This window comes from Ensifer sp. ENS06 (genome assembly GCF_014852205.1).
GTDB classification, from domain to species: Bacteria; Pseudomonadota; Alphaproteobacteria; order Rhizobiales; family Rhizobiaceae; genus Ensifer; species Ensifer adhaerens.
The window spans coordinates 125,477-152,449 of record NZ_JACVBC010000014.1 but is presented as its reverse complement, the minus strand read 5'-3'; the positions used below and the strand labels follow the sequence as shown (position 1 = coordinate 152,449).

Annotated in this window: 27 protein-coding genes; 11 read left to right on the top strand and 16 right to left on the bottom strand. The window is 63.5% G+C overall.

The window, feature by feature from the left end; translation table 11 throughout:
* Window positions 1–23 precede the first annotated feature (23 nt).
* The 3 genes from IB279_RS31045 to IB279_RS31035 are packed head-to-tail and all read right to left on the bottom strand — an operon-like array spanning window position 24 to window position 1,798.
* Entirely contained in the window at window positions 24–1,079 is a 1,056-nt protein-coding gene (locus IB279_RS31045; protein WP_112771790.1) for a 5-(carboxyamino)imidazole ribonucleotide synthase, read from the bottom strand.
* Window positions 1,076–1,540: a 5-(carboxyamino)imidazole ribonucleotide mutase gene (purE, locus tag IB279_RS31040; protein WP_034806641.1), complete on the bottom strand. Its 465-nt coding sequence runs from the start codon at window positions 1,538–1,540 to the stop codon at window positions 1,076–1,078. The genes IB279_RS31045 and purE overlap by 4 nt, the downstream gene beginning before the upstream one ends.
* Before the next feature lie 54 nt (window positions 1,541–1,594).
* Complete coding sequence (locus IB279_RS31035; RefSeq protein WP_034806122.1) at window positions 1,595–1,798, bottom strand: YdcH family protein; 204 nt, start codon at window positions 1,796–1,798, stop codon at window positions 1,595–1,597.
* A gap of 213 nt (window positions 1,799–2,011) precedes the next feature.
* Here IB279_RS31035 and IB279_RS31030 point away from each other — a divergent pair, with 213 nt between their 5' ends.
* Window positions 2,012–2,185, top strand: coding sequence for a YdcH family protein (locus tag IB279_RS31030; protein WP_034806123.1), 174 nt, complete (start codon window positions 2,012–2,014; stop codon window positions 2,183–2,185).
* Window positions 2,186–2,341: 156 nt separating this feature from the next.
* Here the strand turns inward: IB279_RS31030 and IB279_RS31025 are convergent, their stop codons facing one another.
* Together IB279_RS31025 and IB279_RS31020 are read right to left on the bottom strand one after the other, a co-directional pair.
* Complete coding sequence (locus tag IB279_RS31025; protein ID WP_034806124.1) at window positions 2,342–2,602, bottom strand: helix-turn-helix transcriptional regulator; 261 nt, start codon at window positions 2,600–2,602, stop codon at window positions 2,342–2,344.
* Between the two features lie 100 nt (window positions 2,603–2,702).
* Window positions 2,703–3,482, bottom strand: a complete 780-nt coding sequence (locus IB279_RS31020; RefSeq protein ID WP_034806126.1) for a sulfite exporter TauE/SafE family protein — start codon at window positions 3,480–3,482, stop codon at window positions 2,703–2,705.
* Between the two features lie 106 nt (window positions 3,483–3,588).
* On the opposite strand from IB279_RS31020, the gene IB279_RS31015 reads away from it, so the two are divergent.
* From IB279_RS31015 to IB279_RS30990, 6 genes are all read left to right on the top strand, one after another.
* The gene (locus IB279_RS31015; protein WP_034806128.1) at window positions 3,589–4,236 is read left to right on the top strand and encodes a thiamine phosphate synthase; all 648 of its coding nucleotides are present in this window, start codon (window positions 3,589–3,591) and stop codon (window positions 4,234–4,236) included.
* Between the two features lie 9 nt (window positions 4,237–4,245).
* On the top strand, window positions 4,246–5,385 hold the full coding sequence (locus IB279_RS31010) for a tetratricopeptide repeat protein (protein ID WP_034806130.1): 1,140 nt from the start codon (window positions 4,246–4,248) through the stop codon (window positions 5,383–5,385).
* A 271-nt stretch (window positions 5,386–5,656) separates the two neighbouring features.
* Window positions 5,657–6,457, top strand: coding sequence for an inositol monophosphatase family protein (locus IB279_RS31005; RefSeq protein WP_034806132.1), 801 nt, complete (start codon window positions 5,657–5,659; stop codon window positions 6,455–6,457).
* Between the two features lie 253 nt (window positions 6,458–6,710).
* Window positions 6,711–7,808, top strand: coding sequence for a MotA/TolQ/ExbB proton channel family protein (locus IB279_RS31000; RefSeq protein ID WP_034806134.1), 1,098 nt, complete (start codon window positions 6,711–6,713; stop codon window positions 7,806–7,808).
* A gap of 3 nt (window positions 7,809–7,811) precedes the next feature.
* A complete protein-coding gene (locus IB279_RS30995; protein WP_034806136.1) occupies window positions 7,812–8,843 on the top strand; it encodes a peptidoglycan -binding protein in 1,032 nt (343 codons plus the stop codon).
* Window positions 8,844–9,003: 160 nt separating this feature from the next.
* Window positions 9,004–10,650, top strand: coding sequence for an FAD-binding dehydrogenase (locus tag IB279_RS30990; protein WP_112771791.1), 1,647 nt, complete (start codon window positions 9,004–9,006; stop codon window positions 10,648–10,650).
* Between the two features lie 249 nt (window positions 10,651–10,899).
* On the opposite strand, the gene IB279_RS30985 is transcribed toward IB279_RS30990, so the two are convergent.
* The gene (locus tag IB279_RS30985) at window positions 10,900–11,892 is read right to left on the bottom strand and encodes a tripartite tricarboxylate transporter substrate binding protein (RefSeq protein ID WP_112771792.1); all 993 of its coding nucleotides are present in this window, start codon (window positions 11,890–11,892) and stop codon (window positions 10,900–10,902) included.
* A 136-nt stretch (window positions 11,893–12,028) separates the two neighbouring features.
* Window positions 12,029–13,831, bottom strand: coding sequence for an ABC transporter transmembrane domain-containing protein (locus tag IB279_RS30980; protein WP_034806139.1), 1,803 nt, complete (start codon window positions 13,829–13,831; stop codon window positions 12,029–12,031).
* 206 nt (window positions 13,832–14,037) lie between these two features.
* Between IB279_RS30980 and rpmE the strand changes: the two genes are divergently transcribed.
* On the top strand, window positions 14,038–14,259 hold the full coding sequence (gene rpmE, locus IB279_RS30975; RefSeq protein WP_034806140.1) for a 50S ribosomal protein L31: 222 nt from the start codon (window positions 14,038–14,040) through the stop codon (window positions 14,257–14,259).
* 407 nt (window positions 14,260–14,666) lie between these two features.
* On the opposite strand, the gene IB279_RS30970 is transcribed toward rpmE, so the two are convergent.
* From IB279_RS30970 to IB279_RS30960, 3 genes are all read right to left on the bottom strand, one after another.
* Complete coding sequence (locus IB279_RS30970) at window positions 14,667–15,185, bottom strand: DUF1465 family protein (RefSeq protein WP_034806141.1); 519 nt, start codon at window positions 15,183–15,185, stop codon at window positions 14,667–14,669.
* Window positions 15,186–15,539: 354 nt separating this feature from the next.
* Window positions 15,540–15,728, bottom strand: coding sequence for a DUF1192 domain-containing protein (locus IB279_RS30965; protein ID WP_034806142.1), 189 nt, complete (start codon window positions 15,726–15,728; stop codon window positions 15,540–15,542).
* Window positions 15,715–17,016, bottom strand: coding sequence for an MFS transporter (locus IB279_RS30960; RefSeq protein WP_192340481.1), 1,302 nt, complete (start codon window positions 17,014–17,016; stop codon window positions 15,715–15,717). Before IB279_RS30960 ends, IB279_RS30965 begins: the two co-directional genes overlap by 14 nt.
* Before the next feature lie 293 nt (window positions 17,017–17,309).
* Here IB279_RS30960 and IB279_RS30955 point away from each other — a divergent pair, with 293 nt between their 5' ends.
* Both IB279_RS30955 and IB279_RS30950 read left to right on the top strand, forming a co-directional pair.
* Entirely contained in the window at window positions 17,310–17,465 is a 156-nt protein-coding gene (locus IB279_RS30955; protein ID WP_090299729.1) for a hypothetical protein, read from the top strand.
* A gap of 168 nt (window positions 17,466–17,633) precedes the next feature.
* The gene (locus IB279_RS30950) at window positions 17,634–19,514 is read left to right on the top strand and encodes a tetratricopeptide repeat protein (protein WP_060581212.1); all 1,881 of its coding nucleotides are present in this window, start codon (window positions 17,634–17,636) and stop codon (window positions 19,512–19,514) included.
* 42 nt (window positions 19,515–19,556) lie between these two features.
* Here the strand turns inward: IB279_RS30950 and IB279_RS30945 are convergent, their stop codons facing one another.
* Complete coding sequence (locus tag IB279_RS30945) at window positions 19,557–21,071, bottom strand: MFS transporter (RefSeq protein ID WP_112771794.1); 1,515 nt, start codon at window positions 21,069–21,071, stop codon at window positions 19,557–19,559.
* A gap of 106 nt (window positions 21,072–21,177) precedes the next feature.
* On the opposite strand from IB279_RS30945, the gene IB279_RS30940 reads away from it, so the two are divergent.
* On the top strand, window positions 21,178–21,729 hold the full coding sequence (locus IB279_RS30940; protein WP_034806147.1) for a TetR/AcrR family transcriptional regulator: 552 nt from the start codon (window positions 21,178–21,180) through the stop codon (window positions 21,727–21,729).
* Window positions 21,730–21,746: 17 nt separating this feature from the next.
* On the opposite strand, the gene IB279_RS30935 is transcribed toward IB279_RS30940, so the two are convergent.
* The 5 genes from IB279_RS30935 to gap form a co-directional block, all read right to left on the bottom strand.
* Window positions 21,747–22,682, bottom strand: coding sequence for a PhzF family phenazine biosynthesis protein (locus IB279_RS30935; protein WP_089044530.1), 936 nt, complete (start codon window positions 22,680–22,682; stop codon window positions 21,747–21,749).
* Window positions 22,683–22,892: 210 nt separating this feature from the next.
* Window positions 22,893–23,918, bottom strand: a complete 1,026-nt coding sequence (locus tag IB279_RS30930; protein ID WP_034806152.1) for a class I fructose-bisphosphate aldolase — start codon at window positions 23,916–23,918, stop codon at window positions 22,893–22,895.
* A gap of 246 nt (window positions 23,919–24,164) precedes the next feature.
* Window positions 24,165–25,361, bottom strand: a complete 1,197-nt coding sequence (locus IB279_RS30925; protein ID WP_034806155.1) for a phosphoglycerate kinase — start codon at window positions 25,359–25,361, stop codon at window positions 24,165–24,167.
* Window positions 25,361–25,951 (bottom strand): putative glycolipid-binding domain-containing protein, encoded by a 591-nt coding sequence (locus tag IB279_RS30920; protein ID WP_060605923.1) that lies wholly within the window; start codon window positions 25,949–25,951, stop codon window positions 25,361–25,363. Before IB279_RS30920 ends, IB279_RS30925 begins: the two co-directional genes overlap by 1 nt.
* A 5-nt stretch (window positions 25,952–25,956) precedes the next feature.
* On the bottom strand, window positions 25,957–26,967 hold the full coding sequence (gene gap, locus IB279_RS30915; protein ID WP_034806178.1) for a type I glyceraldehyde-3-phosphate dehydrogenase: 1,011 nt from the start codon (window positions 26,965–26,967) through the stop codon (window positions 25,957–25,959).
* Between the last annotated feature and the right edge of the window lie 6 nt (window positions 26,968–26,973).

Below are 26,973 nucleotides of genomic sequence, written 5' to 3'. Positions count from 1 at the left end.
CTTGCCCCGCATTTCTATGGTCCTCAGCCGCGGACGAGCCGCGTGACGTGGCCCATTTTGCGGCCGGCGCGGGCCTCGGTCTTGCCGTAGAGGTGCACCAGCACGTCATCCTCGGCAAGCCATGTGGGGACCGTGTCGAGGTCGTCGCCGATCAGGTTCTGCATGACGCAGTCCGAATGGCGACGCGGATTGCCGAGCGGCAGTCCGGCGACGGCACGGATATGCTGCTCGAACTGCGAGACGACGCAGGCAGCTTCCGTCCAGTGGCCGGAATTGTGCACGCGGGGCGCCATCTCGTTGACGATCAGGCTGCCGTCGGCGAGCACAAAGAACTCGACGCCGATGACGCCGACATAGCCGAGCGCGTCGAGGATCGCCTTGGCGGCAACCCGTGCCGCTGCGCCGGTCGCTGCACCGATCTCTGCCGGGACCGTCGAGGTATGGAGGATGCCGTTGCGATGCACGTTTTCCGCCGGATCGAAACAGGAAACGGCGCCATCGGGTGCGCGGGCGGCGATGATCGAGATTTCGCGCTCGAAGGGCACGAAGCTTTCGAGGATCAGCGGTACGCCGCCGAGTGCTGCGAAAGCGCCCGCCGGGCTGTCTGCCGTCGAGCGGAAGACGCGCTGTCCCTTGCCGTCATAGCCGAGGCGACGGGTTTTCAGCACGCCGGTCCCGCCGAAATCCGCAAGTGCCGCTTCAAGGTCGGCCTGGCTGTCGACGGCATGGAAGCACGCCGTGGCAATGCCGCAGCCGTTGATGAAGCGCTTCTCGGTGAGGCGGTCCTGCGCGACTTCCAGCGCTTTCGGTGGCGGGAAGACGGGGCGTTTTGCCGCCAGTCGCTCGGCAGCCGCGACCGGAACGTTCTCGAATTCGTAGGTGATGATGTCGCTGACTTCAGCAAGCTTTCCGAGCGCGGCTTCGTCGTCATAGGCAGCGACGATCTGGTCGTTTGCGACCTGGGCAGCCGGACAGTCGACCTGCGGCTCGAGGATGACCGTGCGGAAGTTCAGTCGGGCGGCTGCCATCGCCAGCATGCGGCCGAGCTGGCCGCCGCCGATAATGCCGATGGTGGTCATGCCTCGTCCACCGGATACTCGGCAACGGCAATGGTCTGCTGTTCGCGCCAGTCGTCGAGCCGGTCGGCGAGGTCCTCGTCGCCAAGCGCAAGGACGGCTGCGGCAAGGAGTGCAGCGTTGACGGCACCGGCGCGGCCGATCGCCAGCGTTCCGACCGGGATGCCGGCCGGCATCTGGACAATCGACAGCAGGCTGTCCTGGCCGGAAAGCGCCTTCGACTGGACGGGGACGCCGAAGACCGGCAGCGGCGTCATCGAGGCACACATGCCGGGCAGGTGCGCAGCACCTCCGGCACCGGCGATGATGACCTTGAAGCCCTCGTCGCGGGCGCCCTTGGCGAAGCTGACAAGCCGATCGGGCGTGCGATGGGCCGAAACGATGCGTGCCTCATAGGGAATGTCGAGCGCGTCGAGCGTATCGGCGGCGTTCTTCATCGTCTCCCAGTCCGACTGGCTTCCCATGATGATGGCGACGGGTGGGGTCGTGGTGTCGATCACGTCTGTCCTGTTCCGCGTTCAGGCGATGATATCGGGAATGATCTGGTCTTCGATCTTGCTGATCTTGTCCTTGATCGCCAGCTTCTTCTTCTTCATGCGCTGCACTCTGAGCGCGTCGCAGCCGGTCTCGATCATGGCGTTGATGGCAGCATCATAGTCTTCATGTTCCTGCCTCAGCCGCGCGGCGGTCAGTCTGAGTTCGGCCTGGTCCTGGTCCGGCATGCAAAGCGATCCCCATCAGCCCGGTTGCGAAGTCCTCCTCGAACCGGAATTTCATGCGCCGCTCTATCACATCTTGGGCGGTAACGGGAAGTTATCCCTCGTCATCATTTCGCCTTCGACAAATGAAAAATGGCATGGCACAGTAGTAAGGTTACAACCATGAAACATCCGGCATTTGCGTGCCGGATGCAAGCAAAAGGAAGGGACTGCCAAATGACTGTTGAGGCTCATCTTGCAACGCTTGAGAAAAAACATGGCGCCCTGGAGCAGGAGCTCCACGTAGCGATGAATCAGCCGTCCGTGGAAGACGAACTGATTACCGATATCAAGCGAAGGAAGCTGCGCATCAAGGACGAAATCGAAAGGCTTCGCTCCTCGACTCACTGATTATCAACGGTATTTCCCAGAACCATCGGGAAGCGCCATCTCCCCTCTGAGTAGGCGCAACAAGGTTTAGAACCAATCCCCCACAGTGGAATATATGGAATTTCGGGCCGGGCTTGACGCCCGGTCCTCTTGTTTTCCGGGTCGTCGCTTCCAAGCTCAAGACCAGAACTGGTCGAGCCAGAGGTTGAGGCGGTCAAACCCCGGCCGGTTGATCGCATAGATCCGCCGCGTGCCGCTCGCCGAGACCGAGACCAAATTGCAGTCCAGCAAGGCTTTCAGGTGCTGCGATACGGCCGGACGGCTGATCGGCAAGCCTTCGGCCAGCTCGTTCACGGTTTTCGGCGCGCGCCGCAATTCCTCCAGCAGGTGGCGCCGGTTCGGGTCCGCAATGGCATCGAAAGGGTCCGCGATCGTCATGGGCGGACGTTAGGCGAATTTTTGCAAGGCAGCAAGAATTTTGTGCGGTGCGAAACGCTAATTTTGCTTTGCAATATTTCCGTAATACTTGGGTGGCGGCTCAGCCGCCCGCAGCGAGGCCGACGATACCGTCCCAGAGCAGCTTCGAGCCCGCGATGAAGGCCATGCTATACATGAAGGGGTAGAAGATCTGCGGCTTCATGCGGCGAACGATAAAGGCGCCGCACACGGTCGCGACGATCGCCAGCGGAAAGAGCGTCGCCGAGATTTTCAGGTTGCTGAGGTCGAGTTGCCCGAGCGCGAAATAGGGAATGAGCTTCACCGCGTTCAGGATCGCGAAGAAGCGCACGATCGTGCCGGTATATTCGCGCGGGTCGAGCTGCAGTGGCAGCGCGTAGATCTGGAAGGGCGGGCCGCCGGCATGCGCAACGAAGCTGCCATAGCCGGCGAATGAGCCCCAAAGCGCCGCCGGCCCGGCCCGCTGCGTCTTCGGCGCGATGGTGATGCCGAGGCGCATGCGCCAGATGTTGTAGACGTAGCGAAGCACGAAGAGCACGGTGATCAGGCCGATGATCAGGCGGAGCAGGTCACGCGAGACATAGGCGGAGGTTGCCCAGCCGATGACGATGCCGGCAATGGCGCCGGGCAAAAGCATGAAAAGGGTCTTGCGGTCGCCATGCTTGCGCCACATCCAGAGCGATACAAGATCCATCGCGATCAGGATCGGCAGGAGAAGGGCGGCGGCCTGGACGGGCGACACCGCCATCGACAATATCGGTACACCCATGAGCGAAAGTGCTTCCCCCATGCCGCCCTTGCTGAGGCCGACAAGCAGAACGGCCGGGATGGCGATAAGGTAGAAGTCGAGATCCGGAAGCATGGGTGGCTGTTGATCCTTTTGCAGTCTCCGTCTATCGGTTTTCGGAAATGAAATCGAGCGCTGGTTTCGCGGCTTACGCGGCACAGCCGGAAATGGATATCTGAGCATGACAACAGAACGCTGCCGCCTGGTGCTGATCGCGCCCGACATGCCCGATGCGGCGGAACGTGCCAAGGTGCTAGCCGACGCGCTCAAGGGTGGCGACGTCGCCTCGGTGATCGTGCCGCAATACGGGCTCGACGATAGCGAGTTCCAGAAGCATGCCGAGCGCCTGGTGCCGGTCATCCAGGAGGCGGGCGCCGCAGCACTGATCGCGGGTGACTCGCGCGTTGCCGGTCGCGCCAAGGCGGATGGCCTGCATGTTGCCGGCAATGCCGAAGTGCTCGGTGAGGCGGTCGAGAAGCACACGCCGAAGCTGATCGTCGGCGGAGGCAACGCGGCCGACCGCCACCATGCGCTGGAGATCGGCGAAGTGCGCCCGGACTACGTGTTCTTCGGCAGGACCGACGGCGACATCAAGCCGGAGGCGCATTCAAAGAACCTCGCGCTTGCCGAATGGTGGGCGTCGATGATCGAGATCCCGTGCATCGTCATGGGCGGCACCGATCCGCAATCGGCGCTTGCAGTGGCGGAGACCGGTGCCGAGTTCGTGGCGCTTCGTCTGGCCGTCTTCGGTGAGCCGGGGCAGGCGCCCTCCGTCGTTGCCGCGGTCAACGCGTTGCTTGACGAAAAAGCGCCACGGTTTGAAGATTAAGACGTTTCGATGTTGAACCGTCCGTCTTCCAGATTGAGTCGAGGTCTTTCCCTTGTCGCCCTGGCCGTTGCCCTGGCGCTGCCGGCGCATGCGCAGGAGAAGCCGTCCGCAAGCGACGATGCCGGCGTCGAAAAGCGTGGCCGGATCACGCCCTTCAACGGCGCGGCGATGCCCGAAGGAGCCGAGACTGGCGACAAATCGAACGCGGCTTCGGACAAGAAGCCGGCGGACGGCACGGCGCCATCTGGAGGCGTGGGTGTCTTTGATCGCATGGGCGCCGAATTGCCGGCGCTGCCGGCAGAAAAACCCTTTGCCGGCAAGGTCGACGACGCCTACGGCGCGTTTCAGCGCGGCTATTACCTGACCGCAATGGATCTGGCGCTGCCACGGGCGCAGCTCGGCGATCCTGCGGCACAGACGCTCATTGCCGAAATCTTGCAGCAGGGGCTTGGCGTCGTGCGCAACCCGCAGCAGGCCGCCTTCTGGTACGGCCAGGCGGCGGAAAAAGGCGACCCGGCGGCGATGTTCAAATATGCCCTGATCCTGATGGAGGGGCGCTATGCCAAGCGTGACCGGAAAAAGTCCGAAGAGCTGATGAAGAAGGCGGCCGATCTCGGCAATGGCTCGGCACAGTTCAACTACGGCCAGACGCTCGTTGCCGACAATCCCGGGCCGAAGGGATTGAAGCTGGCGATGCCCTATTACGAGAAGTCGGCCGAACAGGGCATTGCCGACGCGCAATATGCGTTGTCGCAGATCCTGGTCAATGTCGACGGCATCGAGGAAAGCAAGCGGGCGCGTGCCCGCGAATGGCTGATCCGTGCGGCGCGGGCGGGCTTCGATACCGCCCAGTTGGACATCGCGATCTGGATGATCGAAGGCATTGCCGGTGATCGGAACCTGGAGGACGGCTTCGGCTGGATGCGCCGGGCGGCCGAGGGCGGCAACGTGGTGGCGCAGAACCGTCTCTCGCATCTCTATGTCAATGCCATCGGCACGAGGCCCAACCCGGTCGAGGCGGCGAAATGGTATGTGCTGTCACGCCGTGCCGGTCTCAAGGACGATGCGCTCGAGGACTTCTACCTCGGTCTCAATGAAGAGCAGCAGAAGCAGGCGCTGAGTGCGGCCAACAGGTATCGCCGGAGCTGAGCGAGGCGGAATCCCGTCGCCGCCGGCCGGCAAAAATGCTATTTCGCTTGAACTCGCGGGGCTTTTGTGGTTCTGAGGCCGCGGTTTTGCTCGTGGCGCCATGACAGTGGCAGCAATGCGCGAGCGGAGTGAGACTTCACTCGGTTTTTTGACGACGGAACACGGTTTGCAGCTTGCCCTTGGGGCCGGCAATGCGCCTATGTTTCGTCAAGCAGGTTCAACGTCCGATCGAACGCGTTCGATCGGCCTTCGTTTTTCAAGGGATCGCCAGATGGCCCGTTCAGCACTTCTCAATGTCATGGTTCAGGCCGCCTTCAAGGCGGGCAAGTCGTTGTCCCGCGATTTCGGCGAAGTCCAGAACCTGCAGGTCTCGCTCAAGGGACCGGGCGACTATGTTTCGCAGGCCGATCGTAAGGCCGAAAAGCTCATTCGCGAAGAACTCCTGAAGGCTCGCCCGACCTATGGCTTCCTCGGCGAGGAAGGCGAAGAGATCATCGGCACCGACGGTGCGCACCGCTGGATCGTCGATCCGCTCGACGGCACCACCAACTTCCTGCACGGCATTCCGCATTTCGCAGTTTCGATCGCACTGGAGCGCCAGGGCGAGATCGTCGGCGCTGTCGTCTTCAACCCGGCAACCGATGAACTCTACACGGCCGAGCGCGGCGGTGGCGCCTTCCTCAACGACCGTCGTTTGCGCGTCGCTGCACGCAAGCATCTTTCCGATGCCGTCATCGCCACCGGCACGCCGCATCTTGGCCGCGGCAACCACGGCAAGTACCTGATCGAACTGCGCCATGTGATGGGCGAAGTTGCAGGTATCCGCCGCATGGGCTCGGCTGCGCTCGATCTTGCCTATGTCGCTGCCGGCCGTTTCGACGGCTACTGGGAGCGCGACCTTGCCGCTTGGGATATTGCCGCCGGTGTGCTTCTCATTCGCGAAGCCGGTGGTTGGACGCACGATATCAACGGCGGCGCCCGCCCGGTCGATGACGGTTCGGTCATCTGCGGCAACGAATACATCGTCAAGGCGCTGACGGAAGTCGTTCACCGCCCGGTGCCGACGAAGTAAGTCGCAATCCCGTTCGTTCCGAAGCCTCCGATGCGCACCCCGCATCGGAGGCTTTGTTTTTGGCGCGAAGCTGGGCGGTGCAACACGACACCGCCACAGGCCTGTGCCTAACTGGCGACCTGCAGGCCGTGGCGTGATCCCGGCTGCATACACAAATTGGCCCTTGAATCGATTTCGGTTTCAGGAATTATGCGATAGGCTCCGGGCCGGCGCGGCGCCGTTCCGTCAAGTGAAGCGGGAGATACTCATACCCATGACGAAACTGCATCTGTCCGGGTGGAACGGTCGGGAAGGTATGGAAGACGGCTACAACCCGCACAAGCTCTCGAGCCCCATGCACTATTTCTGGACGATGGTGGTCTTTCTGATCATCGTCGGCTTCGTGGGTGCAATCCTCTTCCGTCAGGCCCAAAACGCCTTTCTCGCCAATCCGGGCCTCAACGGCCTGATCCTCGGTGTCCTTCTGATCGGCATCCTGCTCGTCTTCAACCACGTGCTGGGCTTGCGCCCCGAGGTGCGCTGGTTCAACTCGTTTCGTGCCGCCGGCAGCGCCGACAAGGTCGGGCGCGATCCGGTGCTGCTTGCGCCGATGCGGGCGCTGATCGGCGGTCGCCAGACGGCGATCTCGACCACGGCGCTGCGGTCGATCCTCGATTCCATCGCCACCCGCCTCGACGAATCGCGTGACATTTCGCGTTACCTGACCGGGCTTCTGGTGTTTCTCGGCCTGCTCGGCACCTTCTGGGGCCTTCTTGGAACGATCGGCTCGATCAACACGGTCATCCAGTCTCTGGATGCCGGATCGGGAACGACGGAAGACATCCTCTCGGCGCTGAAGAATGGCCTGTCGGCACCGCTCACCGGCATGGGCACGGCGTTTTCGACGTCGCTTTTCGGCCTTTCCGGTTCGCTGATCCTCGGCTTTCTCGATCTGCAGGCCGGGCGCGCGCAGAACCGCTTCTACACCGAGCTTGAAAACTGGCTCTCCTCCGTGACGGACGTCGGCTCGGAACTTTCGCCGGCGCTCGATCTGCCCGCCGGCGCGCCGGTCGAGGAGCTGAAGAGGCTCACCGACCAGCTCGTCCGCCTCAACCATGAGGGCGGCGCGAACCAGCGCACGACCGCGGCCATGGCAAGCCTCGCCGAAGGCATTCAAGGGCTGGTCAAGAACATGCGCGGCGAACAGCAGATGCTGCGGGATTGGATCGAGGCTCAGCAGGACGAAGCCAAGGCGATGCGCAAGACGCTCGACAAGCTGGCATCGCGGGTCGGCATCTCCGACCGGTCGCCTGCGCATGACAAGCCGGCCGTGTCGGCCAAGGCGCGCGTGGAAGAGGCCGGAGGAGAGTAATCCATGGCGCTTGCCCGAAAAGGCCGCTCTCAGCGCACGATCGACTATTGGCCGGGCTTCGTCGACGCACTGTCGACGCTGCTGCTGTCGATCATGTTCCTGCTGACCGTCTTCGTCCTTGCACAGTTTCTGCTCAGTCGCGAAATCAGCGGCAAGGACGAGGTGCTGACGCGGCTGAACAGCCAGATCAACGAACTCACCCAGCTTCTGGCGCTCGAAAAGAGCGGCAAGCAGGATCTCGAGGATTCGCTTGCCAATCTGCAGGCGTCGCTCGCCACGTCCGAAGGCGAACGCTCACGGCTGCAGGCCCTGCTCGACCAGGGCGCCGGGAGCACGGACGCCGCCAACCAGAAGATCGGCCGTCTCGGCTCTGAGCTTGAGACCGAGCGTGAAGTCAGCGCCCGGGCCATGAGCCAGATCGAGCTGCTGAACCAGCAGATCGCCGCGCTCCGCAGCCAGATCGCCGCCATCGAAGTCGCGCTTCAGGCGTCGGAAGCCAAGGACCAGCAGTCGCAGACCAAGATCGCCGATCTCGGACGCCGGCTGAACGTGGCGCTTGCCCAGCGGGTGCAGGAACTCAACCGCTACCGCTCGGACTTCTTCGGACGCCTCCGGGAAATTCTCTCCGACCGTGAAAACATCCGCATCGTCGGCGACCGCTTCGTCTTCCAGTCGGAGGTGCTGTTTCCCTCTGGTGGCAACGACCTCAATCCGGAAGGGCAGGCGGAAATGGCCAAGCTCGCCACCGCGCTGCTCGACCTCGCCAAGGAAATCCCCGCCGAAATCAACTGGGTGCTGCGCGTCGACGGCCACACGGACAATGTGCAGCTTTCAGGCGCCGGGCGCTTCGCCGACAACTGGGAGCTTTCGTCGGCGCGCGCGACCTCCGTGGTCAAGTTCCTGATCTCGAAGGGCGTGCCAGCAGATCGGCTAGTGGCTGCGGGCTTTGGCGAGTACCAGCCGATTGCACCGGGTGAAACCCCTGAGGCGCGGGCGCAGAACCGCCGCATCGAGCTCAAGCTGACCGAGAAATAGACTTCGCTCTCCGCGTATCCCGTCGTCGGGCGACGCAGCCTGACGCTTGAATTGACCTTGACGTACGCGTAACAATTTCTGCAGCCATCTGAATGGCTGCGGCGGCCTTTGCGTGTCAGTGCGTGGGGGGCCGGATGGGATGCGAGGGGGAGAGCATTTCATGGATTGCGACGTTTTGGTTATCGGCGCGGGGCTTGCCGGCCTTGTCGCCGCAGCGGAGGCGGCGGCACTCGGCCGCAGGGTCATCGTGCTCGACCAGGAAGGGGAACAGAATCTTGGCGGACAGGCCTTCTGGTCGCTTGGCGGCCTGTTCTTTGTCGACAGCCCTGAACAGCGCCGCATGGGCATCCGCGACACCCGCGAGCTTGCCGGGCAGGACTGGGTGGGCTCCTCGCAGTTCGACCGTCCGGAGGACCACTGGCCACGGCTCTGGGCCGAAGCCTATCTCGACTTTGCCGCGGGCGAGAAGCGCTCCTGGCTGCACTCGCTCGGCATGCGCTGGTTTCCCGTGGTCGGCTGGGCGGAGCGTGGCGGTGGGCTCGCCCACGGGCACGGCAATTCGGTGCCGCGCTTTCACGTCACCTGGGGTACCGGCCCGGCGGTGCTCGAACCGTTCATCCGGTTGACGCGCGAGGCGGAAAGTCGTGGTCTCGTGCGCTTCCGCTTCCGCCATCGGGTGGATGAACTTGTGACCACCGACGGCCGCGTGACGGGTGCGCGCGGTGCGCTGCTCAAGGACGATCCGGTCGGGCGCGGTAAGCGCAGCTCCCGCGACATCGTCGGCGATTTCGAGATTTCGGCGGGCGCGATCGTCGTCACGTCAGGCGGTATCGGCGGAAACCATGATCTGGTGCGCCGCAACTGGCCGCGCAAGCGGCTCGGCCAGCCGCCGGCGACGATGGTCGCGGGCGTGCCCCACCATGTCGACGGGCGCATGCTGGAGATCGCCAGCCAGGCGCGCGGCGCGGTCATCAATGCGGATCGCATGTGGCACTATACGGAGGGGTTGAAGAACTTCGATCCGATCTGGCCGGACCATGGCATCCGCATCCTTCCGGGGCCTTCATCCTTCTGGTGCGACGCCGACGGCAACCGTTTTCCGGCGCCGGCCATGCCCGGCTTCGATACGCTCGGCACGTTGAAGGCGATCCGCGACAGCGGTCATGATTACAGCTGGTTCGTGCTGACGCGGGCGATCATCAAAAAGGAGTTCGCGCTTTCCGGTTCGGAGCAGAATCCCGATCTCACCGGCAAGAGCATCGCCCTTCTGTTAAAGCGGCTCGGCAAGAACCCGCCGGGGCCGGTCCAGGCGTTTATGGACAAGGGCGAGGATTTCATCGTGCGCGACCGGCTCGAAGACCTGGTGCCGGCGATGAATGCGCTGACCGGTGAGAACCGGCTGTCACTGGAGCACTTGCGGCAGCAGATCGAGGCGCGCGACCGGGAAATTACCAACGCATTCTCCAAGGACGCGCAGGTGACCGCGATCCGCGGTGCGCGCGCCTATCGCGGCGACCGGCTGCTGCGCACGGCCAAACCGCATCGGCTGCTCGATCCCAAGGCCGGCCCACTGATTGCCGTTCGGCTGCATATCCTGACGCGCAAGACGCTGGGCGGGCTTCAAACCAACTTGTCAGGCCAGGTGTTGGAGCAATCGGGCGAGCCGGTGCCCGGTCTCTACGCTGCCGGCGAAGTCGCCGGCTTCGGCGGGGGCGGCATGCATGGCTACAACGCGCTCGAAGGCACGTTCCTCGGCGGCTGCATCTTTTCCGGCCGGGCCGCGGGGCGGGGTGCTGCCGGGGTGTGATGGCTCCTTGCCGCGTATTTGCCCCTCATCCTAGCCCTCTTCTCGTCAAGCGGGGAGGTGACGGTCGATTGTGCAACGATACCCTCACGTGTAATCGCCGCCGAGGCGGCGCGGTACATCGAGGTTCAGGCAACCGAGTAACATCGTATGTGCTGGCGCATACGCACGGACCGCGCCACAAGTCCCTTCTCCCCGCCTGCGGGGAGAAGGTGGCGGCAGCCGGATGAGGGCCCCCGCTCGTTCTGATCGTCAATCCATCTGCACATTGGCGTCACGAACGACCGGCGTCCACTTCGCCAATTCGGCTTTCACATGGGCTTCCAGCTCTTCCGGCGTCGAGCCGACAATAGTGGCGCTGAATTCCTTCATGCGCTCGACGACAGCGGGATCCTTCAGCGCCTTGTTGGCCGCCTCGTTGAGGCGGGCGACGACCGGCTGAGGCGTGTTGGCCGGGGCGAAGAGCGCGTTCCAGGTGTAGGTCTCGTAGCCCGGAATGCCGGCCTCGGCGACTGTCGGCACATCCGGGAAGGACGGTGCCCGTTCCGCCGTGGTCACCGCAAGCGCCCTCAGCGTTCCCGCCTTGATGTGGCTGGAGGAGGAGGGGAGGTTGTCGAACATGATCGGCACCTGGTTGCCGATGACATCGTTCAGCGCTGGGCCTGCGCCCTTGTAGGGGATGTGCTGCATGCTGACGCCGGCCATCTTCTTGAAGAGTTCGCCGGAGAGGTGCAGCGGCGTGCCGTTGCCGGAAGACGCATAGCTGTACTCGTCGGGCTTGGCCTTCAGGAGTGCCAGCAGTTCCGCAACGTCCTTGGCCGGGAGTTCCGGATTGACGACGAGCACGTTGGGCACGACGACGAGCAGGGAGATCGGCGCGAAATCCTTTTCGGGATCGTAGGGCTTGGTCTTCAGGATCAGCGGATTGAGCGCGTGGGTGGCGACCGTGCCCATCAGGATCGTATAGCCGTCCTGATCGGCGCGGGCGACGTTGTCTGCGCCGAGATTGCCACCGGCGCCGGCAACGTTCTGGACGATCACCTGTTGGCCGAGGTCCTCCGACATTTTCTGCGCGACGATGCGGGCAACCACGTCGGTGGAACCGCCGGCGGCAAAGGGAACGACGAGCGTTATCGGCCGGTCGGGGAAGTCCTGGGCGAGTGCCGTCGAGCCAAGGGGCAGCGCCGTCAGCGCCATCAGGCCCAGCGCCAGAGTGGCACGCCGGGTCAGGTGCGAAAATGCCATGCGGTAGTCCTCCCGATCAATTCAGCAGAAAGCGATACCGGCCTCCTCGGCCGGCCCCCTAACAATAGGGCTCGGCCTCCCGTCGGCAACCGCTTTACGGCAAATCGGAGGACGCTTTTCGCGCCGTGCGGTGCGTTTAGCTCTGCACGTTGACGAACAGGGCCTCTGCGCCATGGTTGAACTGCAGCCGCGCAAGCTTGGCGTAGAGTCCGCCCTGACGGATCAGGGAGGCGTGGGTTCCTTCCTCGACGATGCGGCCATGATCGAGCACCAGGATACGATCGGCCTTCAGCACGGTCGCCAGCCGATGGGCGATGATGATGGTCGAGCGCTCGTGCAGCAGGCCGTCGAGCGCCTTCTGGACCAGCGTCTCGCTCTCGGCGTCGAGGGCCGAGGTTGCTTCGTCGAGAAGCAGCACCGGCGCGTTCTTGAGGATGGCGCGGGCGATGGCGATGCGCTGGCGCTGGCCGCCGGAAAGTGTAACGCCACGTTCGCCGACATAGGTGTCGTAACCCTTGTCGAGCCTGTTGATGAACTCGTCCGCCTGCGCGGCGACGGCGGCGGCACGCACCGCCTCGCGGCTGGCATTCGGCATGCCGAAGGCGATGTTGTCATGCACGGACGAGGCGAACATCGTCACATCCTGCGGCACGATCGCAATGCGGTCGCGCAGATCCTTCGGATCGACGGTGCGAATGTCGACGCCATCAACGCGCACGGCGCCCTTGGCAGGGTCGTAGAAGCGAAGCAGCATGGAGAACACAGTGCTCTTGCCGGCGCCGGACGGTCCGACGATCGCAACGGTCTCGCCGGGCGCGATGTTGAAGCTGAGGCCGTTGAGGCTCTTGTAGTCGGGTCGCGACGGGTAGGCGAAATGAACGTCGTCGAAGGCGATGGCGCCGGTCGCCGGGACCGGCATGGCGACGGGATTTTCCGGAGCCTGGATCTCGGGAATTTCGGTCAGAAGCTCGTTCAGCCGCTCGGCAGCACCCGCTGCCTGCGAGAGTTCGCCCCAGACTTCCGAGAGCGAACCGAGGCTGCCCGCGGCAAAGACCGAATAGAGCAGGAACTGGCTGAGCGTGCCGGCGGAGAGATTACCTGACAGTACGTCGTGCGCGCCAAACCAGAGCACGGCGACGACGCTGCCGAACACCATGGTGATGGCGAAAGCGGTCAGCACCGAGCGCGCCTTGATCGCGGCGCGCGCCGCGCCATAGGCATCCTCGACGGCGGCTCCGAAGTGGCTGTTGGCAAGCCCTTCGCCATTGAAGGCCTGGACTGTGCGCGATGCGGCAATCGCCTCGCCGGCATAGGCCGAGGCGGCAGCGAGCGTGTCCTGCGCCTGGCGCGAGCGGCGGCGGACGGAACGGCCGAAGCCGACGAGCGGGAAGACGATGATCGGAATGGCGATCAGCACCAGGCTCGACAGCTTGGGGCTGGTATAGACCATCATGCCGATGGCGCCGAGACACAGGATCAGGTTGCGCAGCGCGACCGAGGCGGTGGCGCCGACCGCGGATTTTACCTGCGTCGTGTCGGCGGTCAGCCGCGAGACGATCTCGCCGGACTGGTTGACGTCGAAGAAGGAGGCGGAAAGGCGGGTGACGCGATCGAAGACATTGCGCCTCAAGTCGGCAACGATGCGCTCGCCGAGCGTGATGACGAAGTAGTAGCGCGCTGCACTTGCCAGCGCCAGCACGATGGCGAGCATCATCAGCATCGAGAAGTAGGTGTTGATGAAGCCGCTGTCGGGACTGGAAAAACCGTTGTCGACCATCCGCCTAACGGCGAGCGGCAGCGCCAGCGTGGTCACGGCAGCGAGGATCAGCGAAATGCCGGCGCCGACGACCAGATGGCGGTAGCGGGCGAGATAGGGGAGGAGCGTGGCGAGCGGGCGGATGGACTTGCGCGCAGGCGCCTGGTTTTCTCTTGACGACACTTGACCCCTTTCGCCAGACACGGAGGAAGGGATTGCCCATGAGTCTTCCGTGCGGCACTTGTTATCGCGCAGACCTTGATGTATAGGCACGGCATCGAATTGGGAAGCCGTGGCCGTTCAGCCGGTGCGCGGCTTCATTTACGTGTTCGGTCTCGAAGTCGCAATGCCTTGCGACAATTGGACCCTGGAACTCTAGGAAGATCGTTATGAAGGCAGACATCCATCCCGATTACCACGTCATCAAGGTAGTCATGACCGACGGCACCGAATACGAAACCCGCTCGACCTGGGGTTCTGAAGGCGCCACCATGAACCTGGAAATCGACCCCAAGTCGCACCCGGCCTGGACCGGCGGCAACCAGCAGCTCATGGACCGCGGCGGCCGCGTCTCCAAGTTCAAGAAGCGCTTCGAAGGCCTCGGCCTCTAATCGAGCGCCTCTTCGGCAGATTCAAGAAGCCTGGGTCATTTGGCCCGGGCTTTTTTCTGTCTTGGTTCTGGGGGATAGGCCGGGCGAGGCGGTGACATGGACGCGCTGTGGCCACTGGCGCTCCGTCGCTGTGCCAGGCAGGGAGCAGGATGACGGCGTTATGTCGCGGTTCCTGACCCGACCAGCCGGCGCTTTTCGCAAGCGGTAACGCCTCTTCCGTCAGGAGATCGAGATGCCCTTGTGTGGCGTCGATCGGATAGGCGCCCTCGGTGAGGTTTCTCCAGGAGTTTTCGCAGTCGAGGCCAGGGCGCGCCAGCGCCGCCATGTGCTGCCGGTCGCAACGAAAAACCCGCCGGCAAATGCTGTTGCGGCGGGTTTGATTTCTCAGGTCTATTTTCTGCGCGGCGTCAGTTGGTTCCGAAGGCCGTCTGCAGCAGCTTGATCTGCGCCTTGACGCCGTTCTGGTTGTCCGGGACGATCGCGGCCGCTTCGTTCGGGCGATAGATCTCGCGGTCGAGCAGGGCGACGCGGTTCTGCAGGCGCAGCGAGCGCTCGATCAGGTCGCGGAAGGATTCCGGCAGTTCGGCCCAGCCGGGAGCCGCCTTGTCGACGTTGAAGCTGTCGAGGCGAACCTTGCTCTTTTCCGACATCACCTGATCGCGGCTCATCTCGCCGTTGTTGACGGCGCGCTGCAGGAGCAGCCAGGAAGCCATCTGCATCAGGCGGGTGGTGAGCCGCATGGATTCGGCTGCATAGAGAACCGATGCCATGCGCGGCAGGACCTTGGAAGCGGCGCGGCCCGGTCCGTCGAGATAGGTGGCCGTTTCCTCGACCAGTCCCATGCCTTCCGAATAGAGGGTCTTGAATTGTGCCGAGGACGCCGCGTGTCCTGCGAAACTGACCGTATTCAATCCTCTCTCGGACATGACCTGTTTTCCCTGGTTCAAACGCATCACGACAGTCAGGTAGTGGACGGTTATGGGAAATAAATCCTTGCCCGTCTCTATGCTTGAAGAATGATCCGATAGCGCATTTCGCGCAAGGGCATTCTTAAGAAAGGGTTAATCTCCACAGTTCTTTGGATAAACCTATGCCAAAACAAAAAAAGAGCCGCGGAAAGCGGCTCTCAAGGTAAAACAGGGAGAAAAATCAGACCCATTCGCCAGTCGGTGAAATTGTCTGAAACCGGAAAGCTCCGGATGCCCTGACAATCGCAGATAATGCTTAATGCCGCGTTAAACGCGCTTCGTTTTGCTGCGGTGCGACCTTACGCCGCCGGATCAGCGAAACAGGTTCTCGGCGGCCGAGCGGCTAGCGGACTTGCGTGTCCGCTCCGCCTCCAGCCGTGCAATCTCCTCGGTCAGAAGGGTGATGCGTTGCGTCAACTCGTCAACCGACAGCAGCGCGAGATCGCTGCCAATTTCATGGGCCACCTTCTTTTGCGGCCGATCGTCGTCAAACAGGCTCATCGGACTGATCCTCCCATTCCGGACCTTTGTCTGGCTCGTTGCGTGTTTCGTCAAACGGCGCCGCGCGCGGCGAAAGCTGCAGGCTTTCCGGCGTCGTCGGCGTGCCGGCGTTGACCGGCGAGAAGGCGTCGCGGTCGGAGACCGGGACCGGTGCGCGCATCCGGCTGCGGATGATGGCGTAGGCGGTGATCAGGATATGGGCGCAGGCGGTGATCATGAACAGGCCGTAGGGGCCCGCCGCCATCATGACCGGGCCGCCGATCGTCGGGCCGATGATGGTGCCGATGCCGTAGAGCAGCAGCAGGCCGCCGGAGACCTTAACGAAGTCCTCGGCCGTCGCGAAGTCGTTGGCGTGCGACACGGCGATCGGATAGAGCGCGTTGGCCGCCGCACCGTAGATCGCAATCAGCGTCAGCACGATCCAGACCTGGGTCGGCTCGACCAGGAAGATCAGCAAGCCTGCGAGAGCGCCGACTCCGGCAAGTGCTGCCAGGACGTAGCGCCGGTCGATCCGGTCGGACAGCCGCCCGGCCGGTAACTGCATGACGGCGCCGGCAAAGATCGCCACGCTCATCATGGCGGCGACGGTGCTGTCGGAAAGTCCCGCCTGGCGGCCAAAGACGGCGCCGAGCGTGCCGAACGCGCCGTTGGCAATACCGACGAGCAGGATGCCGAGGAAGGAAACCGGCGAGTTGCGGTAAAGGCCGCGCAGGTCGAGACTCACCTTCTTCAGCGGTTGCGGCGAGGCAGCCTTGGACAGAAGCGTCGGCAGCATGGCGACGCAGTAGAGGATGCCGCAGATCATGAATAAGATGGTGGTGGAAGTATCGCCGAAGGGGATCATCATCTGGCCGCCGACGACGCCGAAGAGCGTGATGGCAATATAGAGCGAGAAGATGACGCCGCGGCTCTCGTTGGTGGCGCGCTCGTTCAGCCAGCTTTCGATGATCATCGAGGTGCCGGCAGTGGAGAAGCCTGTCAGCGCCCTGAGGATCAGCCACCAGGTCGGATCGATCAGGATGCCGGTCATTAGCGCGACGATGGCGATGAGCGAGGCAAAGACGCTGAAGGCGCGCACGTGGCCGATGCGCTTGACGACCGTGGGCGCAAAGAAGCAGCCGAGAACGAAGCCAGCAGCCCAGGATGTGCCGATCAGCCCGAGGACGGTGGTGGGATAGCCTTCAGCGGTGCCGCGCACGGGAAGAAGAAGCCCCTGCAGACCATTGCCCAGAAAGAGAAACAGCGTGCCGAGCAGGAGGGCGGCGACCGGGAGCAGGTTCTTTCTCATCATTCATCCGAAATTCGTTCTGCCGTCAGCAAGTTAGGGCGGTGCCTGGTGAATTGCCAGCCGGTTTCTGATTGCAGCGTCTGGCAGTGCCGCAGGTTTTGTCCTTCGATGGGAGACGAATGACGCAACATGCGGCGGCCGGTCATTGCAAATCGCCCGCGGAAACACTAGCCCTTTTTGCCAAGCGCAACGTATCGCTAGTCCTCGGGGGAGGCGGTGCTGCGTGCGACGAAGAGTGCCGGTGTTGCGAACGCTTCACCGGTTGAGGCAGCCTCCCGGTAGACGAGGGCAACATGCAGAAGGCGATCGCCCTTTTTCTGCTTCTGATCATGGCCATTCAGCTCCTCTGGCCGATCGGCATTCCGGGGCTGCGCCGCCGTCGCGATTTCTGGAAGATCGCGGTCTTCGCCATCGTGATGATGATGGTGACGGTGTTGATCCGTCCCTGACCCGGCCGCCCCGCCGCAACTCCCCGTTACCTTTGGAACTCCATCGCCTCCGGCTCGCCGCTACCTTGGTTGCGAAACCTGTCGTTTCAACCAGAAAAGGGCGCAGGACAGATGGGAAAGAAAGCGCTAAAGTGCGAACCTCATTCGGGAGATGACTTCGAGGGTTTCTTGGAACGCCGGCTTGCTGCCATTCTCGCTGCCGATGTCGTGGGGTACAGTCGCCTGATCGGCGCTGACGAAACCGGCACGCTGGCCGCCATGAAACGGCACAAGAGCGAACTCGTCGATCCGAAGATCACCCGTCACAAGGGACGCATCGTCAAGCTCACCGGCGACGGCATCCTGGTCGAGTTCGCAAGCGTCGTGCACGCGGTCGCCTGCGCCGTCGATATCCAGCGCGGCATGCTGCTGCGCAACGAAAGCGTGTCGCCGCTGAAGCGCATCGAGCTCAGGATCGGCGTGCACCTCGGCGACATCATCGTCGAGGATGGCGACATCTTCGGGGACGGCGTCAATGTCGCGGCGCGTCTCGAAGGCCTCGCAGAGCCGTCGGGCATCGCCGTCTCGGCTTCCGTGCGCGATCATGTAGGGTCGCGCCTGGATGTCGGCTTCGTCGACAAGGGCGAACACACGCTGAAGAACATCGCCGCCGGCGTTCACGTCTATTCGGTGGCGCTCGGCGCCCCGACGAAGGTCGCGTCGGCACCGAACGGATCGTGCCCGGTGGTGCTCGACGATGGCTACGGGCTCTCGGTCGGCGTGCTTCCTTTCACCAATATGAGCCACGATCCGGAGCAGGAATACTTCTCCGACGGCATCACCGAAGACATCATCACCGATCTCTCGAAGATCTCGAAGCTGCACGTCGTCGCCCGCAACACCGTGTTCACCTACAAGGGGCGGTCGGTGAAGGTGAAGCAGGTGGCCCAGGAATTGGGCGTCCGCTACATCCTCGAGGGGAGCGTGCGCAAGGCGGGCGCGCGGGTGCGCATTACCGGCCAGTTGATCGATGCGCTGACCGGCACGCATCTCTGGGCCGACCGCTACGACCGGGACCTGACTGATATCTTCGCGATCCAGGACGAAATCACCCATGCGATCGTCGACCAGTTGAAGATCAAGCTGCTGCCGGCGGAGAGGCGGGCGATCGAAAGCGACCCGACGACAAGCGTCGAGGCCTATACCTACTATCTGCGTGGCCGGCAGTTTTCCCACGCCTGGACGCGCTCCTATCTCCTGCTCGCGCGGCGCATGTTCATGAAGGCGGTGGAGCTCGATCCGGATTTTGCCCGCGCCTATGCCGGCATTGCCGACTGCGAGTCGGCACTTCGCGACTGGCACGAGGGTGAATTTCCGCTGCAAGGCATCCTGTCCATGACTGACAAGGCGCTGGCGCTCGACCCAGACCTCGCGGAGGCCCATGCGTCTCGCGGTCTCGTGCTGCACCAGGACGGCCAATGCGACGAAGCCGTCGCCGCCTTCGAGCAGGCGCTTGCGCTGGATGCCGGGCTCTACGAGGCGAATTTCCACTATGGCCGCTTCCTGTTCATGCAGGGCGCGTTCGAAATGGCGATTCAGTTCTTCAAGCGTGCCGCCGATATCCGGCCGGACGACTACCTGTCACCGATCCACCTGATGAGCGCCTATCGCACGCTCGGCCGGGATACTGAACGCAAGCAGTGGGCGCGCATCGGCATCGCCCGGGCAGAGCGGGCGCTGGAGCTCAACCCGGAAAACTCGGGCCCGGCCCACCGCGGCGCGCTGGCGCTTGCCCATATGGGCGAGGCCGACCGTGCGCGCGAATGGGCAGCGCGGGCGCTGGCAATCGATCCCGATGACGTGGTCGCCCGCTACAACACGGCCTGCGTCTTTTGCATCCTTGGCGATATCGACGCGGCCCTCGATCTTCTCGAAACCTTGCTGCCGCAGAGCTCCTGCTACCAGTTGCTCTGGTTCAAGCAGGATTCCGACCTCGACGCGGTGCGCCACCATGTTCGCTTCCAGGCGATGGTCGAGGCGATCGCGAAATGCGAAGCCGGATTGCGCTGACCGCCGGACCGTCGTTTCCATCCGGCGGCTCGAAGCTTGCTGTTAGTGGTGGCCCGCCTGGCGGGATCCCTGAGGGGCGCTGACGCGCCCGGCCGTCAGCCACCAAATGGCCGCCCCGGTCACGAACAGCATTGCTGTTGCCACCATCACGACCGCGGTAAACGCTCCTTCGAAGGCGAGGCGGGCACGGCTCACCAGTTCGCTCGCCACATCCGCCGGCAGCTTCTCGGCGAGAAGCAGGGCTTCGTCGAGGCTGTCGCGCGCCATCGGCGGGATTGCAGCCCCCTCCGGCAGGACGAGGAAGGCGGTGTAGACGACCGACATGACGGTGCCGAGCACGGCAATGCCGATCGCGCCGCCAAGCTCGAACGAGACCTCCTCGATCGATGCTGCCATGCCGGCCCGTTCCGGCGGGGCGTTGAACATGATGGCGCTGGAGGCGGCGGTCATGGACGCACCGATGCCGAGGCCGAGGACGACGAGGGTGACGATCTGGGCGAGCGCGCCGGTTTCATGGACGAGCAGATAGCCGCCAAGACCGAGAGCCGCCAGGATGAGGCCCGAGCGCAGCACCACTTCGGCGCCCAGGCGCGGCAGCAGGGTGCCGGTCAGCGGGCCGGCGACGAAAGCCGCAAGGGGGATCGGCAGAATGAAGACACCGGCCTCGAGCGGCGAAAAGCCCTCGACCAGCTGCAGCTGCTGGCTCAGCACCAGTTCGATGCCGACGATCGAGGCGGATGCCACGAGCGCTGCGGCAACGCCGGAGGAAAACACCGCATTGCGGAAGAGGCTGAAGTCGATCAGCGGATGCGGGCTGCGGCGCTGGCGGCGCACGAAGAGAAAGAGCGCGATAGCGCCGATCACGGCGGCAGCGAGACCCGCTTCCAACGACGGCTCGCGCTTGCTCGTTTCCTTGACGGCATAGGCAAGGCCGATGAGGCCGACCATGATCTGCAGCGAACCGATCGCGTCCCAGGGGTGTTTCGGATTGCCGGCGTTGTTCGGCAGCACGACGAGGCCGAGCACGAGGGCCATCGCGACGACCGGCACGTTGATGAGGAAGACCGAGCCCCACCAGAAGTATTCGAGCAGGAAACCGCCGAGCACCGGGCCGATCGCGGCACCGCCCGAAGCGATCGCTGCCCAAACGCCGATCGCCAGCGCGCGTTCGCGTTCGTCGGTGAACGTGAGCCGGATGATCGACAGCGTCGCCGGCATCATGAGGGCAGCGCCGACGGCGAGCAGGACGCGACCACCGATCAGGATCGCCGGTGTCGGCGCATAGGCGGCGATCAGCGAGGCGATGCCGAAGACGGCAAGGCCGACGATGAAGGGCTTCTTGTGGCCGAGCCGGTCGCCGAGCGTGCCGAGGCCGGGTAGAAGACCAGCGACGACGAGAGCATAGGCGTTGACGATCCAGAGCTTCTCCGACGCGGTGGCGCCGAGATCATGGGTCAGGCGGGGCAGGGCGGTATAGAGCACCGTCATGTCGACGACGATCAGAAAGAGCGCGCTCGATACTATGGCCAGAATGAGCCAGCGATTTTGCGGAAGCATGGTACACCTCGGTGGCCGCCACTGGGAAATGGGGGCTGGGCCTTGTTTAAATCAGGGTCGTTGGTTATTTGAATACGTACGTATGGATTTGAAATAGGAAGTCAAGATGGGACGGCGACGAACAATCGATCGGGACAAGGTTCTGGACGCGGCGGAGGCGGTGGTGAATTCCGTCGGCGCGGCCGGCCTGACGATCGATGCCGTCGCCAAGGCTTCCGGCATCACCAAGGGCGGCGTGCAATATTGCTTCGGCAACAAGGACGGCCTGATCGACGCGATGATGCAGCGTTGGTTCGACGAGTTCGATACCGCGGTAGCGGCGGAGGGTGGCGACGATCCTGATCCGATCAAGGCGATGCGTGCCCATGCATCGGTGACCGCCCGGATGAACACGGCCGACAATGCCCGCACATCCGGCATGATGGCGGCGCTGCTGCAGCGGGAAGAGCACATGGCGAAGAATCGCGCCTGGTACCGCACCCGCCTCGATGGTCTCGACCTCTCGACGGAGGAGGGGCGCAGGGCGCGAATGGTGTTTCTCGCGACCGAAGGCGTCTTCCTGCTGCGCGGCTTCGGCTTCCTCGAGATGGACGACGCCGAATGGCAGGATATGTTTGCCGATATCTTGAAGCTTCTGCCGGAGCGCGACCGCGCCTGAGGGCGAGGAAGGACGCTCTAGAGGTCGATCAGCCCGCGCATGGCGCTGACGCAATGGCCGGAAAGACTGACCTTCCGAACGACACCACCCTGCTTTCGGACATGCGCGCCGATGAGGCTGCGGCGCCCCATCTCCACACCCTGCTCGATGATGATCTCGACATCGATATCCTGCTCCTGGATGAGCGAGACGAGATAGGCGGAAAGTGCTGCCGAGGCGCTGCCGGTTGCCGGGTCCTCGTTGACATTGTCGAGCGGCGCGAACATGCGCGCCCGGATCTGCCATGGCGCCTCTGCCGAGCGAGCGTAGAGGAACAGGCTGAAACTGTCTTCCTCGGGTTTGTAGCGCGCATTGGCCGCCTGGAAGGCGGTGACATTGGGTTGGGCGGACGACAGCGTCGCGACATCCTTGATTTCGGCGACGGCGAAGGGCAGCCCGACGGAAAGCCGGGTCGGCGCATGCACGCGTCTGCTGACGGCTTCAGGCGCGAGCGACGCGCAGGCGGCGATGGTGTCGGCGTCGATTTCGGGGCCGACGGTCAGGCTGCGCGGTACGACGATGGTGGCGCCCACCACTACACCGCCTTCCCGCAGCAATGTGGCCTCGACAAGACCGGCCTTTTCCTCGAACCGCAGGATTTTACCGGGCGCGCGGCCGAAGATTTCCTTTTGCCCGCCGAGCACGAAGGCCGTGCCGACATTGGGATGACCGGCAAAGGGGATCTCCGTCGTCGGCGTGAAGATCCGGACTTCCGCCGTGTTGGCGGGGTCGCGCGGCGGCAAAACGAAAGTGACTTCGGAATAGCCGAATTCGGTCGCGATCGCCTGCATCTGACGATCGCTCAAGCCGCGGGCGTCGGACATGACAGCCAACTGGTTGCCGGCGAAGCGCTCGTCGGTGAAGACGTCGACGGTGACATAGGCAACGGATTTCGGCGCGGTGTCAGAGGTCATGGTCCTGGCTTTCGCTGGTTGGGCGCCGTTGGCGCTCATCGTGTCGGCTCTGAAGCCAAGGCTTAAGGCAGCCGACACACCGCACAAAGACGCGAACTTGTCCGGGTGACAAGTTCCCCGACGCCGACGAAGCCGTCACCTCGCAGGCGCGCCAACCTTTGGAAAAAAAGGGGGCCGGCGGACGGCCCCTTCTCATCCGGTAGACCTGGCTTAGGCAGCCTTCTCGAGTTCCTTCTTCCACGTACCCTTGGCGGCAAGGCTGCACATCTCGGCGCGATGCGAGAAGGCGCGCTGGCCGGCGCCGATGTTGTCGGCCTTGCCGTGCCAAGCATTGAGCGCCTCCTGCTGCAGTGCGCGGCCATAGGAGAAGGTGAGCTTCCAGGGCAGGTCGTGGCTGGCATTCATTGCCGAGAGGTGGGCGGTCGCTTCCTCGGTCGACTGGCCGCCCGAGAGGAAGGCGATGCCCGGTACCGCCGAAGGCACCGTGCGCTTCAGCACCCGGATGGTGCGCTCGGCCACTTCGGCGACGGAGGCATTGCGGGCCTTCTTGCCGTCGATCACCATGCTCGGTTTCAGGATCATGCCTTCGAGCTTGACGCGCATGGCCGCCAATTCTTCGAAGGTTGTCCGCAGCGTCCACTCGGTCACCTGTTCGGAGCGATCGATCGAGTGATCGCCCGGCGCGCCGTCCATCAGCACTTCCGGCTCGACGATCGGCACGATGCCGGCGTCCTGGCAAAGGGCGGCGTAGCGGGCGAGCGCATGGGCATTGGCGCGAACCGCACCGGCGGTGGGCAGCGTATCGGAGATGGAGATCACGCCGCGCCACTTGGCAAAGCGTGCGCCGGCCTCGTGATATCTCGCCAGCCGCTGGGCAAGGCCGTCGAGGCCTTCGGTGATTGTCTCGGCCGGGAAGTTCGTCATCGGCTTGGCGCCCGCATCGACCTTGATGCCGGGGATCGAGCCGGCCGCCCGGATGATGTCGACGAGCTGGGTGCCGTCGACCGCATGCTGGAACAGGGTTTCTTCGTAGAGGATGACGCCGGAGATGTATTTGCGCATCGCCTTTTCGGCGCGCAGCAGCATCTCGCGGTAATCGCGCCTGGAGGTTTCTGTGGATTCGAGACCGATCGTATCGAAGCGCTTCTTGATCGTTGCCGTGGACTCGTCGGCGGCAAGCAGTCCGCGGCCATTGGCGACCATGGCGACGGCGATGTCTTCCAGTTTTTCCGTCATGCTTTTTCTCTCCCTAGACAGCGCCGATCATCAGGATCAGGCGAACACTGAAACAGTTGCAGGGCCGACGGTGCACGGAGCAACCGCCACGCTCCCAGCAGGAGCGCGAGTAACAGGTGAAATTGTCCAGGAAAATGGCGGGAAAATCGACTGAAACGATTTAAAATTTTTTAATCGTTTGAATAAATGAGGTTTTTTCTTGATGACCGGCGCGTGAGAGTGCTTCCCACGCGCCGGTTGTATGACTTACTTCTGCTTCAGGATGTCGACACCCGGAAGCGGTTTGCCTTCCATCCACTCCAGGAATGCGCCGCCGGCGGTCGAGACGTAGCTGAAATCGTCGGCGACTTCGGCATGGTTCAGCGCCGCGACGGTATCACCACCGCCGGCAACCGAGACCAGCGAGCCCTGACGGGTGCGGGCAGCCGCATGCTTGGCAACGGCAACGGTGGCCTTGTCGAAAGGCGCGATTTCGAAGGCGCCGAGCGGACCGTTCCAGACCAGCGTTTCGGCCTTGGAGATCCAGTCATTGACGGCCGCGATCGACTTCGGGCCGACGTCGAGAACCATGGCATCGGCGGGAATGGCGTTGATGTCGACGACTTCGTTGTCGGCGCCGGCCTTGAACTCGCGGGCGATCACGCCGTCTTCCGGCAGCACGATGGCGCAGCCGGCCTTGTCGGCAGCGGCGATGATCGCCTTGGCGGTGTCGGCGAGGTCATGCTCGCACAGCGACTTGCCGACATTGATGCCCTTGGCAGCGATGAAGGTGTTGGCCATGCCGCCGCCGATGACGAGCGCATCGACCTTGGTCACGAGGTTCTGCAACAGGTCGATCTTGGTCGAGACCTTCGCGCCGCCGACGATGGCGACGACCGGGCGCTTCGGCTGGCCGAGACCCTTTTCGAGCGCTTCGAGTTCGGCCTGCATGGTGCGGCCGGCATAGGCCGGCAGGTGATGGGCAAGACCTTCCGTCGAAGCATGGGCGCGGTGGGCGGCCGAGAAGGCGTCGTTGACGTAGATGTCGCCATTGGCGGCGAGCGCCTTGACGAATTCGGCCTCGTTCTTTTCCTCGCCCTTGTGGAAGCGGGTGTTTTCCAAGAGCAGCACGTCGCCGTCGCTCATTTCGGCGATCGCGTTCTTGGCCTTGTCGCCGATGCAGTCGGCGCCGAAATGAACGCGCTGGTCGAGCACGTCTTCGACGGCCGGAGCGATCGTCTTCAGCGACATGTCGGCGACCGGCTCACCCTTCGGACGGCCGAAATGGGCGAGCAGGATGACCTTGGCGCCCTTCTCGGACAATTCGCGGATGGTCGGCGCGACGCGCTCGATGCGGGTCGCGTCGGTGACCACGCCGTCCTTGACCGGCACGTTGAGATCGACGCGCACCAGAACGCGCTTGCCGGCGATGTCGGTCAGATCGTCGAGGGTCTTGAAAGTCATCAGATAGTCTCCGGTGATAGTCTTTGGAAAAGGGTGGGGTAGTCGATGACGAGGCCGTCCTCGTCTACGGGCAGTTCCGCGGCAAAACTGCGGTCCTCGGCCTCGTAGCGATAGAGCCTGAAATCATCGAGGCAGGTGTAGTGCTGGCCGTCCACAACAGGCTGAAACGTGTCGAACGGCACGTAGAGCATCTTCAGTCTGGCGGTGCCGGACTGGCTCACAAGGCCGAGGCGGCGGATCGGCAGCGTGTTGGTGAAGGGCGTTCCCGCGAGGTCGATATCGATACAGCCGTCGAATTCGGGGAGGGGCGTGCCGCGTGCCGTCGCCCATTCGCCCGGAACGTCCGAGCGCAGATGCAGGCTGCGGCCATCGGTGGTGTCGACCATCAATTTGCGAACGTGCCAGCTGTCGTCGCAGTCGATCCGGTAGCGCGCGCCATAGGGCGTGCCGCCGCGGCTTCCGATCAGAACGCCGACGGCGCGGATGACCGCGCCGTCGGTGGTGTCGATTTTTGTCAGCGTCAGGTGTTCGAGCCCTTCCCCTTCCAGCGGACGCCAGCGGACCGTCGTTGAGGAGAGGGCGCGAAACATCTGTCTTAGATGAGCTTGGCGAACGCGACCGCCGTGTCGGCCATGCGGTTCGAGAAGCCCCACTCGTTGTCGTACCAGGTGAGGATACGCACGAAGTTGCCTTCGACGACCTTGGTCTGGTCGATCGCGAAGATCGAGGAGTGGCTGTCATGGTTGAAGTCGCGCGAAACGAGCGGTTCTTCCGTGTAGCCGAGAACGCCCTTGAGCGCGCCATTGGAGGCGGCCTTGATGGCGTTGGTGATTTCCTCGACCGAGGTGTTGCGCTTGGCGACGAACTTGAAGTCGACGACGGAGACGTTCGGGGTCGGGACGCGGATCGACGTGCCGTCGAGCTTGCCCTTCAGTTCCGGCAGAACCAGGCCAACGGCCTTGGCGGCACCGGTCGAGGTCGGGATCATCGACAGAGCGGCAGCGCGGGCACGGTACAGATCCTTGTGCATCTGGTCGAGCGACGGCTGGTCGTTGGTGTAGGAGTGGATCGTGGTCATGAAGCCGTGGCTGATGCCGATGGTATCGTTCAGGACCTTGACGACCGGAACCAGGCAGTTCGTCGTGCAGGATGCGTTGGAGATGACCAGGTGGTCCTTGGTCAGCTGGTCGTGGTTGACGCCGTAGACGACCGTCAGGTCGGCGCCGTCGGCCGGAGCCGAGACGATGACGCGCTTGGCGCCGGCAGTCAGGTGGGCTGCAGCCTTGTCGCGGGCGGTGAAGATGCCGGTGCACTCCATCGCGATGTCGATACCGAGTTCCTTGTGCGGCAGCGTTGCCGGATCCTTGATCGCGGTCACCTTGATCGGCTTGCCGCCGTTGATGGTGATCGTGTCGCCTTCGACCTTGACCTCGGCCGGGAAACGACCGTGGATCGAGTCATAGCGCAGCAGGTGAGCGTTGGTCTCAACGGGGCCAAGGTCGTTGATCGCAACGACTTCGATGTCGGTGCGGCCGGATTCGACGATCGCGCGGAGCACGTTGCGGCCGATGCGGCCAAAACCGTTGATGGCGACTTTCACTGTCATGGGTCT

Coding starts and splice junctions, on each gene's coding strand:
- IB279_RS30985 (WP_112771792.1), bottom strand. CDS start 11,892: ATGGCATTTTCGCACCTGACCCGGCGTGCCACTCTGGCGCTGGGCCTG.
- IB279_RS30995 (WP_034806136.1), top strand. CDS start 7,812: ATGGCGCTTGCCCGAAAAGGCCGCTCTCAGCGCACGATCGACTATTGG.
- IB279_RS30955 (WP_090299729.1), top strand. CDS start 17,310: ATGCAGAAGGCGATCGCCCTTTTTCTGCTTCTGATCATGGCCATTCAG.
- gap (WP_034806178.1), bottom strand. CDS start 26,967: ATGACAGTGAAAGTCGCCATCAACGGTTTTGGCCGCATCGGCCGCAAC.
- IB279_RS31005 (WP_034806132.1), top strand. CDS start 5,657: ATGGCCCGTTCAGCACTTCTCAATGTCATGGTTCAGGCCGCCTTCAAG.
- IB279_RS31020 (WP_034806126.1), bottom strand. CDS start 3,482: ATGCTTCCGGATCTCGACTTCTACCTTATCGCCATCCCGGCCGTTCTG.
- IB279_RS30925 (WP_034806155.1), bottom strand. CDS start 25,361: ATGACTTTCAAGACCCTCGACGATCTGACCGACATCGCCGGCAAGCGC.
- IB279_RS30920 (WP_060605923.1), bottom strand. CDS start 25,951: ATGTTTCGCGCCCTCTCCTCAACGACGGTCCGCTGGCGTCCGCTGGAA.
- rpmE (WP_034806140.1), top strand. CDS start 14,038: ATGAAGGCAGACATCCATCCCGATTACCACGTCATCAAGGTAGTCATG.
- IB279_RS31030 (WP_034806123.1), top strand. CDS start 2,012: ATGACTGTTGAGGCTCATCTTGCAACGCTTGAGAAAAAACATGGCGCC.
- IB279_RS30970 (WP_034806141.1), bottom strand. CDS start 15,185: ATGTCCGAGAGAGGATTGAATACGGTCAGTTTCGCAGGACACGCGGCG.
- IB279_RS31015 (WP_034806128.1), top strand. CDS start 3,589: ATGACAACAGAACGCTGCCGCCTGGTGCTGATCGCGCCCGACATGCCC.
- IB279_RS30930 (WP_034806152.1), bottom strand. CDS start 23,918: ATGACGGAAAAACTGGAAGACATCGCCGTCGCCATGGTCGCCAATGGC.
- IB279_RS30960 (WP_192340481.1), bottom strand. CDS start 17,016: ATGAGAAAGAACCTGCTCCCGGTCGCCGCCCTCCTGCTCGGCACGCTG.
- purE (WP_034806641.1), bottom strand. CDS start 1,540: ATGGGAAGCCAGTCGGACTGGGAGACGATGAAGAACGCCGCCGATACG.
- IB279_RS31010 (WP_034806130.1), top strand. CDS start 4,246: ATGTTGAACCGTCCGTCTTCCAGATTGAGTCGAGGTCTTTCCCTTGTC.
- IB279_RS30945 (WP_112771794.1), bottom strand. CDS start 21,071: ATGCTTCCGCAAAATCGCTGGCTCATTCTGGCCATAGTATCGAGCGCG.
- IB279_RS30940 (WP_034806147.1), top strand. CDS start 21,178: ATGGGACGGCGACGAACAATCGATCGGGACAAGGTTCTGGACGCGGCG.
- IB279_RS31035 (WP_034806122.1), bottom strand. CDS start 1,798: ATGCCGGACCAGGACCAGGCCGAACTCAGACTGACCGCCGCGCGGCTG.
- IB279_RS30990 (WP_112771791.1), top strand. CDS start 9,004: ATGGATTGCGACGTTTTGGTTATCGGCGCGGGGCTTGCCGGCCTTGTC.
- IB279_RS31000 (WP_034806134.1), top strand. CDS start 6,711: ATGACGAAACTGCATCTGTCCGGGTGGAACGGTCGGGAAGGTATGGAA.
- IB279_RS30965 (WP_034806142.1), bottom strand. CDS start 15,728: ATGAGCCTGTTTGACGACGATCGGCCGCAAAAGAAGGTGGCCCATGAA.
- IB279_RS31045 (WP_112771790.1), bottom strand. CDS start 1,079: ATGACCACCATCGGCATTATCGGCGGCGGCCAGCTCGGCCGCATGCTG.
- IB279_RS30935 (WP_089044530.1), bottom strand. CDS start 22,682: ATGACCTCTGACACCGCGCCGAAATCCGTTGCCTATGTCACCGTCGAC.
- IB279_RS31025 (WP_034806124.1), bottom strand. CDS start 2,602: ATGACGATCGCGGACCCTTTCGATGCCATTGCGGACCCGAACCGGCGC.